Below are 14334 nucleotides of genomic sequence, written 5' to 3' on the forward strand. Positions count from 1 at the left end.
CGGTCCGTTGAATGATGTGACAACGAATGAATATGATGCCAACGGAAATAAAATCAAAATGGTTTTGCCGAAAGGAAACACGATTCAATGGACGTATGACGGGACCGAAAGAGTCAAAACGGTTTCCTACAACAACGTCCCGTATTACGAATTTAGTTATGATAAAAATGGGAACGAACTTTCCGTCAAATATTTAAAAGACGGCACCACCAAAACGAGAACATTTGATAAAGCGAATCGGCTGGTGGAACTGTCGGACCGCGGCGGGCTGCAAAAATGGCTGTACCCAACCACATCGGATAAATTGCAGCAGTTCATGTTCTCTCATGGGGCCTTTAGTCAAACGATCCATTACCAATACAATGCATTGGATCAAAATACAGTCGTCCAAGATGGAAGATACGTACCGCTTTGACTATGACGAGAGAGGAAACATTCGCACCTTCACGACAGGAAATGGGGCCGGTTCAACCTTTACGTATGATGACCGCGGCTTAGTGGAAAGCGTTTCGGTCGGTACGGCGGACGGAAAAGAAATTGTATCGGAAACGTACCGTTACGATGAAAACGGCAACCGGACGGAAATCGCCACCCCGACCGGCGCGAAGACGCTCTATCGTTATGACGCCTTGGATCAACTAGTCGAAGAGCAATGGCCGGATGGAACGACGATCGCGTATACGTACGATGGATTCGGCAATCGCAAGCAAATCGTGAAAACGAAAGATGGGCAGTCGACGACAACCACGGCTGATTATAATGCGGCGAATCAGTTGATCCGTTTCGGCGATGAAACGATCATGTATGATGCGAACGGCAACCGTGTCGAAGACGGCCAGTGCCGGTATGAATGGAACGAGGCGGATCAATTAGTTTCGATTACAAGAAAAGGCGAAAGCACGCCGTTTGTGACGTACCAATATGATGAAGACGGCCGACGCATCCAGAAGACCGTGAATGGCGTGGTGACGAACTACCATTACCAAGGCGACAGCCTAAACGTTCTGTATGAAACCGATGCAAGCGGAAATGTGGTAAGATCGTATATATACGGAGAAAATGGGCAACTCCTTGCCATGAAAAAAGGCAATGCGACGTACTTCTACCACTATAACGCCCATGGCGACGTGATCGCCCTAACGGATGCGCAAGGAAACATCGTGGCCCGTTATCAATATGATGCATGGGGGAATATTCTCTCTCAATCCGGCTCCTTGGCGGAGGAAAACCCATATCGATATGCGGGATACCAATATGACCAAGAAACGGGTCTCTATTACTTAATTGCCCGATACTATCATCCAACGCATGGCGTGTTCCTTTCTTTAGACCCAGACCCAGGGGATGCGGATGACCTCTTGACGCAAAATGGGTATGTGTATGCGAACAACAATCCGGTGATGTTCGTGGATCCGGATGGGAAGTACAGAGTTGTTGTATCGCTTTTAGTCAAATTAGTAAACAGGTTAAAAACATTATTTAAAGGGAAATGCAAGTCCTGTAAATACAAAAATGTGACTAAAAGCGGCAGCCGCTATATTAACATACAGACGGATGTTTCTAAAGCAGAGTTCGAAAAAAATCTGCTTAGAAATGGATGGAGAAAATCGAAATCAAAAGATGGAAAAACAACGATATTTACAAAGGACGGAGCTAAATACGTTCTTCGTGATGAAGCGAAATCTACAGATGGGCCAACCGCTGACTATTATCCAAAGGGAAGTAAAAAAATGACTTTAAAAATCAGGTTTAAAACAATAGGTGATCTTCGTGAATTTAGAAACATTGTTTGTGAGAGAAAAAAGAGAATTTTATCAGTTATACCGCACGGTGAACGATGTGTTTTTCTTAGAAAATCGATTGCCCAAACAGGTATTTCGTGAACCATTTCGTTATTTTTGGTCTGAAGAATTCGACTGGACAATGGATGGGGATTTTTGGACCGTAATTCAGCAATTGTCGAAAAAAATGAAAGATGAGTATATTCTTACTGCTGTACTAGATCCTCATCCTGTAGAATACTTTTATGAAGAATTTGGTTACTATAATTGGGTGAAACTCCCTGTTCATTTAACATCTGATCAATATGTAAATGTCCTGGAATTGGGGCCTGAGGAAAGTCCAGCTGATGCGATGCTATACAATTCGTATACAGTTATTTGGTTGCCTTCTTCCATGAAGTGGGCCATATGGGGGGATAGAAATTACGGCATTTGCATTTTAGGACTTCGAGATGCAAACTATCGTGTGGATGCATGGCCGATTTTAAAAACTTGGCGTCCAATGGATCAAACGGTTCTATCATGGGTGGCGCTTAATTTTGCCAATCAACAGCTTCCGCAAGAGGTTGTGGATTCTCTTTTCTTGTATTATTCTAACGACGCTAAGTAAAGAAGCCTTATCCCGAACGCTAAGACAGAACAATAAAGAGCCTTGATTGGCAGCAGGCCTTTCAAGGTTTCTTTTTTCATGACCAAACAAAGGTTTATTAGATGGAAAGAAAAAACAGTTAATGACTTGATAAAAGCTGCGAAACCTAGATCGTAAAGTGAATTTTCATCTCATGATGTACAATGAACGGGTATAATATGTTTAAAAGGATCCATCTTCCTTGAAAGGAGTGAAAACGTTATGGATTTTGTAAGAGTAATCAAAAACAGCAATGACTTAGAAAAGATCATCGATTTGCCTCAATCATTAAAAAATAGAAAAGTGGAAGTCATTATTCTTCCTTATGCGGATAAAGAAGATTTGGAACAGCCAAAAAAAAGGAATCTAAGAGGGGCTCTGTCCAAATATAAAAATGAGACTTTGCAAGCCCGAGAAAGCGATGCTTGGTCTAAAGCTGTGGTGGATCAATATGAAAATCATGCTTGCTCTGTTTGGCAAAAGGCGCTTGGACTTTGTCGATCCCCTTTTATACGCCTATAACAAAGTGAAGGGATATCAAGTGTATACTTTTGATAAGAAGCTGGATAAGATGCTTGAGGAATAACCGGCCATTACGGCTGTTGCGTTCTTCTTTTGGGGAATATGTAAGCGACAAAGGAGAAGATGCCGATGTCCTTGCCTCGGTTTTCCAATGTGTCGTACGAGCAATATTGGGCGTTGCGGGAACAAAGCGATGAGTGGCTTGAATATATTGATGGCGCTGTGTATATGGCTCCGTCGCCAAGCATCAAGCATCAGCTTGTTTCGAGCAACCTTCATACCGAATTTGGCCTTTATTTTCGTGGGAAGCCGTGCAACGTGTTTGCGGCGCCGACCGATATCGAACTGGCTAGCGACAAGTTTCCCGATCGCAAAGTCGTCATTCCGGATTTAAGCGTTATTTGCGATTCAAAAGGGTTTACGGAAACGAAGTATGTCGGCGTGCCTACTCTTATCGTTGAGATCTTGAGCCCTTCCAACCAGGCGCACGATTTAGTGACCAAATTCAATTTGTATATGGCGTACGGTGTGAAAGAGTATTGGATCGTCAATCCGATGAAAGAGGCGATTACCGTCTATACGCTGAACGAGGAAGGACTGTATGAGCAGGCGGATGTGAAAGCGGGAACGGGTGTGGTGCAGTCGGCATGCTTTCCCGGGCTTGAAGTGGCTCTTGAGGATGTGTTTCGTTGAGACGGATGGCGAGACGTGCATGGAGTTGCATTCGTGATGGCGGCTTGTGGTTGACTCGACAAGTTTGCAAAGCGGGCTGTCCGTAAGGCCAATGCAGCTGGTCTTACAGACAGCCCGCTGTCTTTTATGCGGCACTAGACCGTTTCGGTTTGCGGGAGTTCGCGCAAATCGCCCGATGCCGTGTTGGGCGGCCATTGGGGCGGGTTTACGATGGTTTCGCCGCTTGTTCTTTTTGCCTCTGTTTCATGGCGCGGACGAGTTCTTCATCCGGCGTGACGTAGAGCGTTTGCTCGTTTTCGTAAATGACAAATCCCGGCTTGGCGCCGCTCGGTTTTTTTACATAGCGGATGCGCGTGTAGTCGACAGGCACGGAGCCGGAGTGGCGGGCCTTGCTGAAGTAGGCGGCAAGATTCGCCGCTTCCAAGAGCGTCTCGTCAGACGGCTGCTTGTTCCGGATGACGACGTGCGAGCCGGGAATGTTTTTCACATGCAGCCAAACATCGTCCTTATGGGCCAGCTTTGTCGTGAGATAATCGTTTTGTTTGTTGTTTTTGCCAACGAGTATTTCCGTGCCGTCGCTTGCGACGTAGCGGTCAAGCTCGGGCGCGGTTGGTTTGCGCTTTTTTGCTCCTTTCGCCGCGCGCGGGCGCAAATAGCCTTGTTCAATGAGCTCGTCGCGGATTTCCTCGACATCTTTCGGCGAGGCGGTTTCGAGCTGGCTTAAAATCGTGTCGCAATAGGCGATGTCTTCTTTCGTCCGCTCGATTTGTTCTTGAACGACGGCGAACGAGTTTTTCGCTTTTTGGTATTTTTGAAAGTACTGTTGCGCGTTCTCGGACGGCGATTTTTGCGGGTCGAGCGGAATGGTGATGGTGCCTCCGTTTTCGTCGTAGTAGTTTGCGACCTCGATTTCCGTCATGCCGCGCTTTATGGCGTACAAATGGGCGGTGAGCAGTTCGCCGTACAGTCGATAAACGTCGGCTTTCTTTGCTTCTTCGAGCGTCTGTTCGAGCTTTAGGAGCTTTTTCTCGTTTTTCGCCTTTTCGTTCGCCATGAGACGCTCGATGTCATGAGCTTGCTGCTTGACGCGGTCGCGCTCGGCCTTGCCGAAATAAAAGCGGTCCAATAGCTCGCTTGCACTCGCAAACGGTTGGCCTTCGATTTTTAAGTGCTTAAGCGGCAAAACGTAAAACCATTCTTTTTCCCCGTTCGTGTACATCATCGGGGCAAAGCGGCGGCGCCGAACGTCATCGATGAGCGCGAGGAAGCTTTTCGGCAGCGTCGTCCGGTTGGCGAGTCCAGCGCGGAACACCGCCTCATTGGCAAATAGCGGCGAAATGCCGCTGAAGGCGGAAACAAGCTGATGGGCGAGCTTGCCGGCGTGAAAGTCGATTTTTTTCAGCACCATTTCTTCCGTCGCCTCAAGCGGGTTCAGCTTGCCGTGCGTCGGTGGGGCGACGTACGGATGCCCGGGAAGCACCGTCCGGTAGCGGTTGACCGACGGCGGCAAATGTTTCAAGCTGTCGATGATCGTGTCGGTCGATGCATCAACGAGGATGATGTTGCTATGGCGGCCCATCACTTCAATGATGAGCCGCTTTGTCTGCACGTCGCCGAGTTCGTCGCGGCCTTTTGTGTCCATGACGATGATGCGGTCAAAATCGACTTGGCGGACCGCTTCGATGACGCTTCCTTCCAACTGTTTGCGCAGCCGCATGCAAAACATCGGCGGCTCGGATGGGTTGTTGTACGTTTCGTTTGTCAAATGGACGCGGGCGTACGTCGGATGCGCCGACAGCATCACTTTATGGTTATGGCCGCGGGCGCGCACAAGCAGCACGATCTCATACGCCGACGGCTGGTGGATTTTCGTGATCCGCCCGCCCGCAAGCGCCTCTTCGAGTTCACCGACAATGGCGTACGTAAACACTCCGTCAAAGGACATGGAAAACACCTTTCTATTTCGTTTGTTTGCTATTTCGATCTTACCATACGACCCGCCGTTTTGAACATTTCTTTGAATATTACCTGAAGACGGACGAAGATGCCCGACGAACATGTTGCATAAAATGGGGAGGCCCGCTTTTTTGACACGATTTTTTCCCTTATGGGGGAGATGGCGTGGCAAAGGGCCCCACGACTCCTTATGTTTGTGTCGCTAAACATCATGGCGGGGACTATCATTTTTTGGGACATGTATGAATAAGCATAGAGAAGCGGGAACGGCGTGCGAAAAAATGGAAGGACGGAGGGAGACAGATGCAATGGCATACGCTCGCGGCAAGCGATGTCGCGCACGAGACGAAGACGAATGTCAAGACCGGGCTTACTGCGGCGGAGGCGGAAAAACGGCTGCGGCAGTTCGGGTACAACGAGCTGGCGGAAGGGAAGAAGGAGTCGGCCATCGTTGTCTTTTTTCGCCAGTTTCAAGATTTTATGGTGCTTGTGTTGCTTTTGGCGACGGTGATTTCCGCGTTTTTAGGCGAGTATGTGGATGCGGTGGCGATTGTCGTCATCGTGATCATGAACGCCATCCTGGGGTTTATCCAGGAGCGGCGGGCGGAAAAGTCGCTTGCCGCCTTAAAACGGTTGTCCGCTCCGCAAGCGGTTGTGTTGCGCGGCGGGGAGTGGGTGAAAGTCCCCACGCGCGAGCTTGTTGTCGGCGATGTGGTGAGACTTGCAAGCGGCGACCGGGTCGGGGCCGACATCCGCTTGATTGAGGCGGCCGGCCTGGAAATCGAGGAGTCGGCGCTGACGGGCGAATCAGTGCCGGTGGCCAAATCCGCCGCCCCGCTTCATACGAAACAGGCGTCGCTCGGCGATTTGCACAATATGGCGTTTATGGGGACGCTCGTGACAAGAGGGAATGGGGTCGGGATTGTCATCGCCACTGGGATGAAAACAGCGATGGGACAAATCGCAACGATGCTCGAAGAGGCGGATGCGGGGGCAACCCCGCTCCAGCGCCGGCTCGAGCAGCTTGGGAAAATTTTGCTTGTCGTCGCATTGGCGCTGACGGCAGCGGTCGTGGCCGTAGGTGTCATTCAAGGGCACGACCTGTATGAAATGTTTTTGGCTGGTGTGTCGCTCGCGGTCGCCGCCATTCCGGAGGGGTTGCCGGCCATTGTGACGGTCGTCTTGGCGCTTGGCGTGCAGCGGATGATCAAACGAAACGCCATCGTCCGCAAGCTTCCGGCGGTGGAAACGCTCGGCTGCGCTTCGGTCATTTGTTCCGACAAAACGGGGACGATGACGGAAAACATGATGACCGTCACGCAAGTATGGGCAGGCGGGCGGACATTTGCGGTAAGCGGCGTTGGTCTTGAAACGGATGGCGAGTTTTCTGAACGCGGCCGGACGGTTGATCCGAACCGCGTTCCCCAGCTCGCTCGCCTGTTGACAATGGGGGTGCTTTGCAATAGTTCGGAGTTGAAAGAGGAAAACGGCCGGCGTTACGTCGACGGCGATCCGACGGAAGGAGCGCTGCTGGTCGCGGCGGCCAAAGCTGGATTGGCGAAAGGAATGCTTTTGCGTGAGTACACGATCGAACAGGAGTTTCCGTTTGATTCCGAGCGGAAAATGATGACGGTGATCGTCCGCGACCGAAACGGCCGTCGGTTTGTCGTGACGAAAGGGGCGCCCGATGTGCTGCTTGAGCGGGCGGACCGCCTTGAATGGAACGGCCGCGAGCAGATGCTGACCCCGGCGTGGAAAGAAACGATCGAGAAGGCGATTCGCCAGATGGCGTCTTCCGCCTTGCGCACGATCGCCGTCGCGTATCGGCTGCTTGCGGAAACGGAACGGATCGAGTCGGAGAAGGATGCGGAGACAAAGCTTCGGTTCCTCGGCGTCGCCGGCATGATCGATCCGCCGCGCCCTGAGGTGAAGCAAGCAGTGGCGCGATGCAAAGAGGCAGGCATGAAAACGGTGATGATCACCGGCGATCATGTGTTGACAGCCACCGCCATCGCCAAACAGCTTGGCGTGCTGCCGCCTGGCGGAAAAGTGATGGATGGTGCGGCGTTGTCGAAGCTGTCGGTCGATGAGCTCGAACGCGTAGTTGATGAGATTTACGTGTTTGCCCGCGTCGCTCCGGAGCATAAGTTAAAAATTGTCAACGCCCTCAAGCGTCGCGGCCATATTGTTGCCATGACCGGCGACGGGGTGAACGATGCGCCCGCTCTGAAAGCAGCCGATATTGGCGTCGCCATGGGCCGGTCGGGGACAGAGGTGGCGAAAGAGGCGGCGTCGCTCGTTTTGTTGGATGACAACTTTGCGACGATTGAGGCCGCGATCGAAGAGGGGCGCAACATTTACGAAAACATTCGCAAGTTTATCCGCTACTTGCTTGCCTCGAACGTCGGGGAAATTCTCGTCATGTTGTTTGCGATGCTGCTTGCCTTGCCGCTGCCGCTCGTGCCGATTCAAATTTTATGGGTCAATCTTGTCACCGATGGTTTGCCAGCCATGGCGCTCGGGCTCGACCAACCAGAAGAAAACGTGATGAAGCGGCCGCCGCGCCGTCCCGATGAAGGGGTGTTCGCCCGCGGGCTCGGCTGGAAAATCGTAAGCCGCGGCTTTTTGATCGGCGTTGTTACGCTGGCTGCGTTTCTGACCGCCTATGAACGGAGCGGCGAGGATCTCGTTTACGCCCAGACGGCGGCGTTTGCGACGCTTGTGTTGGCCCAATTGATCCATGTGTTCGACTGCCGTTGCGACCATTCGGTTTTTGACCGCAGTCCGTTCGGGAACATATACCTTGTCGCGGCGGTGATCGTGTCGCTGCTTTTGCTCATTGTCGTCATCTATTACCCACCGCTTGCCGCAGTGTTCCATACGAAGCCGCTCGCAGCGGTCGATTGGCTGCTCATCATTGGCTTGTCCGCCTTGCCGACATTTTTGTTTGCAGGCTCGCTTTTTACGAGAAAATAAAAGGATGGATATGTTATAATAAAAAGGGTGATAGAGGAACGCTCTATGACCTTTTCTTTTTCATCAAGGCAACGACGGATGTGATGATATGGTTTACAGCATGACCGGCTTCGGCGCAAGCACAAAAAAAACGGATCGTTTGATGGTGGCGGTGGAAATGAAATCGGTCAACCACCGGTTTTGCGAAATTTCCATTCGCCTCCCTAGACAATGGCTCGTGTTTGAGGATAAAATAAAGAAAGCAATTTTGCCGTACGTGCGGCGCGGAAAAGTGGAAGTGTTCGTCACGATCGCCGGCGAAGGACTTGTAAAGCGGAACGTACATATTGATTGGGATTTGCTCGGCCAATATTGGGCCGGGTTGCAGGAGGCAGCAAAGCGATTTGCCGTTGACGGCAGCGTGACGGCGGCCGAGCTGCTTCGGCTTGATGGGGCGGTCGAAGTTGTGGAAGAGGAAGGAGCGAACGAGGAGGTCGAGCCGCTGCTTTTGACCGCTGTCGATGAAGCGGCAAAGGCACTTGTTGCCATGCGCCGGCGCGAAGGGGAGGCGCTTGCCGCGGATTTGCGCGCCCGTCTTCATGAAGTCGAAGCCGGGGTGGAAGCTATTGAACAGCGGGCGCCGCTTGTGATTGAACAATACCGCGAGCGGCTTGCGCGCCGCCTGCGCGAATGGGCGCCCGCTCCGGTCGATGAGGCGCGCCTGCTCACAGAAGTGGCGGTGTTTGCCGAAAAGGCGGACATTCATGAGGAATTGAAACGCATCCGCAGCCATTTGGCGCAAATGGCAGACGCCTTAGAAATGGACGAACCGATCGGGAGGAAACTGGACTTTTTGGTGCAAGAGTTGAACCGGGAAGTCAACACGATCGGCGCCAAGGCAAACGACAGCCTGATTGCCGCGCAAGTCGTTGAGATGAAAAGCGTGCTTGAGAAAATGCGCGAGCAAGTGCAAAACGTGGAATAACGGTTTAAAACGACTTGTTGGCGGCAACAATATCGGATATGGCAGGTGGGCGTGTCATGATGATGAAATTTATCAATATCGGGTACGGAAACATGGTGTCAGCCGCCCGCATCATTACGATTGTCAGCCCTGATTCGGCGCCGATCAAACGAATCATTCAAGATGCGCGCGAAAGCGGCAAGCTCGTTGACGCGACGCACGGGCGGAGGACGCGCGCCGTCATCATTATGGACAGCGATCACGTCATTTTGTCGTCCGTGCAGCCGGAAACGGTGGCGAACCGCTTATATGGAAGCGACGATTTCTCCGAGGAAGGGTAGGGTTTTGGGCGTTGAAGAACGAACGTGGGTTGTTGATCGTCATGTCGGGTCCGTCTGGCGTTGGCAAAGGAACGGTGCGCAAGGCGCTGTTTTCGCAGCCGGACATCAATCTTCATTATTCGGTGTCGGTCACGACGCGCAAGCCGCGCGAAGGCGAAGTGGAAGGCGTCGACTACTTCTTCCGCACGCGCGAGCAGTTTGAACAAATGATTCGGGAAAACAAGCTGCTCGAGTGGGCGGAATACGTCGGCAACTACTATGGCACGCCGATCGACTACGTGGAGAAGACGCTTGCCGAAGGGAAAGATGTGTTTTTAGAGATCGAAGTGCAGGGAGCGATGAAAGTACGGCGGGCGTTTCCAGAGGCGCTCTTCATTTTCCTTGCTCCGCCAAGCCTCACGGAGCTTGAAAAGCGGATCATGGGACGCGGCACCGAGTCGAAAGAGCTGATTGAAAATCGGCTGCGGGCGGCGAAAGAGGAGCTTGAAATGATGGACGAGTACGACTATGTCGTGGAAAATGATGAAGTGGAGCTCGCCTGCGAGCGGATCAAGGCGATCGTCATCGCCGAACATTGCCGGCGCGAACGCGTCGCCGAGCGATATAAACGGATGTTGGGGGTGGAATGACGATGCTGTATCCTTCCATCGATTTGCTGATGCAAAAAGTCGATTCGAAATACAAGCTCGTCACGGTAGTGGCCAAACGGGCGCGTGAGCTGCAGGACGGTGCGGAGCTGATGGTGAAAAAGCCGGTGTCGAAAAAATTTGTCGGCCAGGCGCTCGAGGAAATTGCCGGTGACAAGGTCGAATTAGTGGAGGAGGAAAAATAACAACCTAGCTTTAGGTTGTTATTTTTTTCAATGTCGGGGGGTGGCCAACATGATCAAGGGAAAACATATTTTGCTTTGTGTGACCGGGGGGGTGGCGGCGTACAAGGCGGCGGCGCTCACCAGCCAGCTCGTCCAGCGCGGCGCTGAAGTAAAAGTGATCATGACAGAAGGGGCGTGCCAGTTCATTACACCGCTCACGTTTCAAGCGTTGTCGCGCCAGGAAGTGTATGTCGATACGTTTGCCGAAAACAACCCGGCCGTCATCGCCCATATCGATTTGGCGGACTGGGCTGATCTCGTTTTGGTCGCACCGGCGACGGCCAATACGATAGCGAAGCTGGCCGCCGGCATCGCCGACAATATGGTGACGACGACGATTTTGGCGACGAAAGCGCCCGTCTGGATTGCTCCGGCGATGAACGTTCATATGTACGAGCATCCGGCCGTCCAGGCGAACATTGAGCGGCTCTGTAAGTTCGGCTACCGGTTCATCGAGCCGTCGGAAGGCTATTTGGCGTGCGGCTACATCGGCAAAGGGCGGCTCGAGGAGCCGGAGAACATCATCGCCCATATCGAGCGCTTTTTTGCCGGTGATCCGCCGCTGTTTCGCGGGAAGCGTGTGCTTGTCACCGCTGGGCCGACGCGGGAGAGGCTTGATCCAGTCCGCTATTTCTCCAACTATTCGAGCGGCAAAATGGGCTACGCCATCGCCGGAGCGGCGGCCCGCTTCGGCGCTTCGGTGACGCTTGTCTCCGGACCGACGGCGCTTTCTTCACCCGATGGCGTCGAGACGGTGGCGGTTGAATCGGCGGAAGAGATGTATGAAGCGGTGATGGCTCGGTTTGCGGAAACGGACATCGTGATCAAGGCGGCGGCGGTCGCCGATTATCGGCCGAAATATGTCGCGGCTTCCAAAATTAAAAAGCAGCCGGGCGGTTATGTCGTCGAGATGGAGCGGACGGTGGACATCTTGAAAGCGCTTGGCGAGCGGAAAACGGGACAGATTTTGGTTGGATTTGCCGCTGAGACGGACAACCTCGAGCAGTATGCGTTAAAAAAACTTGAAGAAAAGCGGCTTGATATGGTCGTCGCCAACAATGTCACCGAAGAAGGGGCAGGGTTTGCCGGCGATACGAACATCGTCACCATCTTCCGCCGCGACGGCGTCGTTCGGCCGCTGCCGCTCATGACGAAACGCGAGGCGGCCGAGGAAATTTTAAAAGAAATTCACGCGTATATCGAGGCGATTCGATGAAAGTAGCATCCGTGATTGTCGATGTCCCGTCCCGGCAGACGGACCGCCCGTTCGATTATTGGATTCCGGAGCGCTGGCAAGGCGTCATCCAGCCGGGCATGCGGGTGACGGTGCCGTTTGGGGCGCGGCGTTTGCAAGGGTTTGTCGTTGATGTGAAAGACCATTCCGACATCAAACAACTGAAACCGATTGAGCATGTGATTGATGTCGTGCCGGTGTTAAACGAAGAGCTGCTTGATCTTGGCCGCTATTTAACGGAAACGACGCTTTGTTTTGCCATTTCGGCGTACCAGGCGATGCTGCCGGCGGCGATGCGGGCGAAATATGAAAAAACGCTCCGCTTGACGGATGAAGAGAAGAGAGGGAGGTTGCCGGATGAGGTAAAGCCGCTGTTTGCCGGGCGGACGGAAGCCCCTTGGAAAGAGGTTGAGGCGGCCGGTTTATGGCGGGCGGCGCAAAAAGCGGTGCAGCAGGGCGTGCTCGAGGCGGTCTACAAGGTGAAAGAAAAAGCGGGCAAGAAAACGGTGAAGCACGCCGCTCTTGCCATTCCATCGGAACAGGCGAAACAGGAGCTCGGGTCGCTGCCGGCAAGACAAAAAGAGGTGCTTTCATTTTTGCTTGAAAAAGGGAAGGCGGCGTCGGTTGCCGAACTGCAAGCGGTGCTTGGCGTCTCCTCAGCGCCGCTGAAAGCGCTCGTCGACAAAGGATTTGTGGTGCTGAACGATGTCGAGGTGTACCGCGACCCGTACGAGCATCGCACGTTTCAGCCGAGCGAGCCGCCGGCGCTCACCCAGGCGCAAGAGGCGGCATTGGCGAAGATCGCCGCTTCGGTGCGCGCTGGGGAGCATCGCACGTTTTTGCTGTATGGCGTCACCGGCAGCGGGAAGACGGAAGTGTATATGCAGGCGATTGATGAAGCGTTGCGCCAAGGAAAGGAAGCGATCGTTCTCGTGCCGGAAATTTCGCTGACGCCGCAAATGGTCGAGCGCTTCAAAAGCCGGTTCGGCTCGAAAGTAGCGGTGCTTCACAGCGGGCTGTCGGTCGGCGAAAAATATGACGAATGGCGGAAAATTCACCGGAAAGAAGTGCAGCTTGTCGTCGGTGCGCGTTCGGCGGTGTTTGCCCCATTTGAAAACTTAGGGATGATCATCATCGATGAGGAGCATGAGACGAGCTACAAGCAAGAAGAAATGCCGCGCTATCATGCGCGCGATGTCGCCATTTACCGCGCTCGCCGCCACAGCTGCCCGGTCGTGCTTGGCAGCGCCACCCCCTCGCTTGAGACGTTCGCCCGCGCCGCCAAAGGGGTGTACGAGCTGCTTGAGCTGCCGGAGCGCGTCAGCCGCCAAGGTTTGCCGTCGGTCCATGTCGTCGATATGCGCGAGGAACTGCGCAGCGGCAACCGCTCCATGTTTTCACGCCGGCTGCTTGACGAATTGCGCCGCCGGCTTGAGCGCGGCGAGCAGGCGGTGCTGTTTTTAAACCGGCGCGGCTATTCAACGTTTGTCATGTGCCGCGGCTGCGGCTATGTCATCCGCTGTCCGCACTGCGACATTTCGTTGACGTACCACCGCGCCGGGGAACGGATGAAATGCCATTATTGCGGGCATGAAGAGCCGCTTGCCCCTCGCTGTCCATCGTGCGGAAGCGAACATATCCGCTTTTTCGGGACCGGCACGCAAAAAGTGGAAGAAGAACTGACGAGGTTGTTGCCGAAAGCGCGCGTCATCCGCATGGATGTCGATACGACCGGCCGCAAAGGGGCGCATGAAGAGCTGCTTTCCCGTTTTGCCGCCAAGGAAGCCGATATTTTGCTCGGCACGCAAATGATCGCCAAAGGGCTTGATTTTCCGGACGTCACGCTTGTTGGTGTGCTGGCGGCCGACACGATGCTTCATTTGCCCGATTTTCGCGCCGCGGAAAAAACGTTTCAGCTGTTGACGCAAGTGAGCGGGCGCGCCGGACGGCACGAGCTGCCCGGCGAAGTCATCATTCAGACGTATACGCCTGACCACTACAGCATTGAACTGGCCGCCCGCCACGACTACCGCGCCTTTTACCAGCGGGAGATGGCGCTGCGCAAAGCGCACGGCTATCCGCCGTACTATTATTTGACGCTCATTACCGCCGCCCACGAAGAGGCGCCGGCTGCGGCCAAAGCGGCGGAAAAGATCGCCGCCTATTTGCGCAAGCATCTGTCGCACGAAGCGGTCGTTCTCGGCCCGGTCGCCTCGCCAATCGCCCGTCTTCACGATAGATATCGCTACCAATGCATGATAAAATACAAACGGGAGCCGAATTTGACCGCGGCGCTCAAGGCGGTCATCGACCGCTACCAAGCCGATGCCGCCCATGGCGGAGTGATGGTCACCATTGATACAAACCCATATATGATGATGTGAACTTG

General features: G+C 53.5%; 11 protein-coding genes and 1 pseudogene. 11 read left to right on the plus strand and 1 reads right to left on the minus strand.

The features are described 5' to 3' along the window. The first annotated feature begins 58 nt into the window (after positions 1–58). The 4 genes and pseudogenes from JCR24_RS09365 (at position 59) to JCR24_RS09380 (ending at position 3624) form a co-directional block, all read left to right on the plus strand. Positions 59–1883, plus strand: a pseudogene (locus JCR24_RS09365) (RHS repeat domain-containing protein). Further along, positions 1831–2391, plus strand: coding sequence for a hypothetical protein (locus JCR24_RS09370; protein WP_238980505.1), 561 nt, complete (start codon positions 1831–1833; stop codon positions 2389–2391). The pseudogene JCR24_RS09365 and the gene JCR24_RS09370 overlap by 53 nt, the downstream one beginning before the upstream one ends. A 240-nt stretch (positions 2392–2631) precedes the next feature. Further along, the gene (locus tag JCR24_RS09375; RefSeq protein WP_238980506.1) at positions 2632–2931 is read left to right on the plus strand and encodes a hypothetical protein; all 300 of its coding nucleotides are present in this window, start codon (positions 2632–2634) and stop codon (positions 2929–2931) included. Positions 2932–3060: 129 nt separating this feature from the next. Further along, a complete protein-coding gene (locus JCR24_RS09380; protein WP_011230662.1) occupies positions 3061–3624 on the plus strand; it encodes a Uma2 family endonuclease in 564 nt (187 codons plus the stop codon). 205 nt (positions 3625–3829) lie between these two features. Here the strand turns inward: JCR24_RS09380 and JCR24_RS09385 are convergent, their stop codons facing one another. Continuing rightward, positions 3830–5569: an Rqc2 family fibronectin-binding protein gene (locus tag JCR24_RS09385; protein ID WP_033025057.1), complete on the minus strand. Its 1740-nt coding sequence runs from the start codon at positions 5567–5569 to the stop codon at positions 3830–3832. 314 nt (positions 5570–5883) lie between these two features. Between JCR24_RS09385 and JCR24_RS09390 the strand changes: the two genes are divergently transcribed. The 7 genes from JCR24_RS09390 to priA all read left to right on the plus strand — a co-directional run bounded on the left by JCR24_RS09390 (position 5884) and on the right by priA (position 14329). Then, a complete protein-coding gene (locus JCR24_RS09390) occupies positions 5884–8556 on the plus strand; it encodes a cation-translocating P-type ATPase (RefSeq protein WP_238980507.1) in 2673 nt (890 codons plus the stop codon). 88 nt (positions 8557–8644) lie between these two features. Further along, entirely contained in the window at positions 8645–9520 is an 876-nt protein-coding gene (locus JCR24_RS09395; RefSeq protein ID WP_020278162.1) for a YicC/YloC family endoribonuclease, read from the plus strand. 56 nt (positions 9521–9576) lie between these two features. After that, entirely contained in the window at positions 9577–9840 is a 264-nt protein-coding gene (remA, locus tag JCR24_RS09400; protein WP_011230666.1) for an extracellular matrix/biofilm regulator RemA, read from the plus strand. An 11-nt stretch (positions 9841–9851) separates the two neighbouring features. Further along, entirely contained in the window at positions 9852–10469 is a 618-nt protein-coding gene (gene gmk, locus JCR24_RS09405) for a guanylate kinase (protein ID WP_011230667.1), read from the plus strand. Between the two features lie 2 nt (positions 10470–10471). Continuing rightward, positions 10472–10672 carry a DNA-directed RNA polymerase subunit omega gene (gene rpoZ / locus JCR24_RS09410; RefSeq protein WP_011230668.1) on the plus strand — a complete coding sequence of 67 codons (201 nt, stop codon included), beginning with the start codon at positions 10472–10474 and terminating at the stop codon, positions 10670–10672. A gap of 49 nt (positions 10673–10721) precedes the next feature. Then, positions 10722–11927 (plus strand): bifunctional phosphopantothenoylcysteine decarboxylase/phosphopantothenate--cysteine ligase CoaBC, encoded by a 1206-nt coding sequence (gene coaBC / locus JCR24_RS09415; protein WP_238980508.1) that lies wholly within the window; start codon positions 10722–10724, stop codon positions 11925–11927. Further along, positions 11924–14329, plus strand: a complete 2406-nt coding sequence (priA, locus tag JCR24_RS09420; RefSeq protein WP_238980509.1) for a primosomal protein N' — start codon at positions 11924–11926, stop codon at positions 14327–14329. The genes coaBC and priA overlap by 4 nt, the downstream gene beginning before the upstream one ends. Positions 14330–14334 lie beyond the last annotated feature (5 nt).

Source organism: Geobacillus sp. YHL, from assembly GCF_022341265.1.
Taxonomy (GTDB): Bacteria; Bacillota; Bacilli; order Bacillales; family Anoxybacillaceae; genus Geobacillus; species Geobacillus thermoleovorans.

Coding starts and splice junctions, on each gene's coding strand:
- JCR24_RS09385 (WP_033025057.1), bottom strand. CDS start 5,569: ATGTCCTTTGACGGAGTGTTTACGTACGCCATTGTCGGTGAACTCGAA.
- rpoZ (WP_011230668.1), top strand. CDS start 10,472: ATGCTGTATCCTTCCATCGATTTGCTGATGCAAAAAGTCGATTCGAAA.
- coaBC (WP_238980508.1), top strand. CDS start 10,722: ATGATCAAGGGAAAACATATTTTGCTTTGTGTGACCGGGGGGGTGGCG.
- priA (WP_238980509.1), top strand. CDS start 11,924: ATGAAAGTAGCATCCGTGATTGTCGATGTCCCGTCCCGGCAGACGGAC.
- JCR24_RS09375 (WP_238980506.1), top strand. CDS start 2,632: ATGGATTTTGTAAGAGTAATCAAAAACAGCAATGACTTAGAAAAGATC.
- JCR24_RS09390 (WP_238980507.1), top strand. CDS start 5,884: ATGCAATGGCATACGCTCGCGGCAAGCGATGTCGCGCACGAGACGAAG.
- JCR24_RS09380 (WP_011230662.1), top strand. CDS start 3,061: ATGTCCTTGCCTCGGTTTTCCAATGTGTCGTACGAGCAATATTGGGCG.
- JCR24_RS09395 (WP_020278162.1), top strand. CDS start 8,645: ATGGTTTACAGCATGACCGGCTTCGGCGCAAGCACAAAAAAAACGGAT.
- remA (WP_011230666.1), top strand. CDS start 9,577: ATGATGATGAAATTTATCAATATCGGGTACGGAAACATGGTGTCAGCC.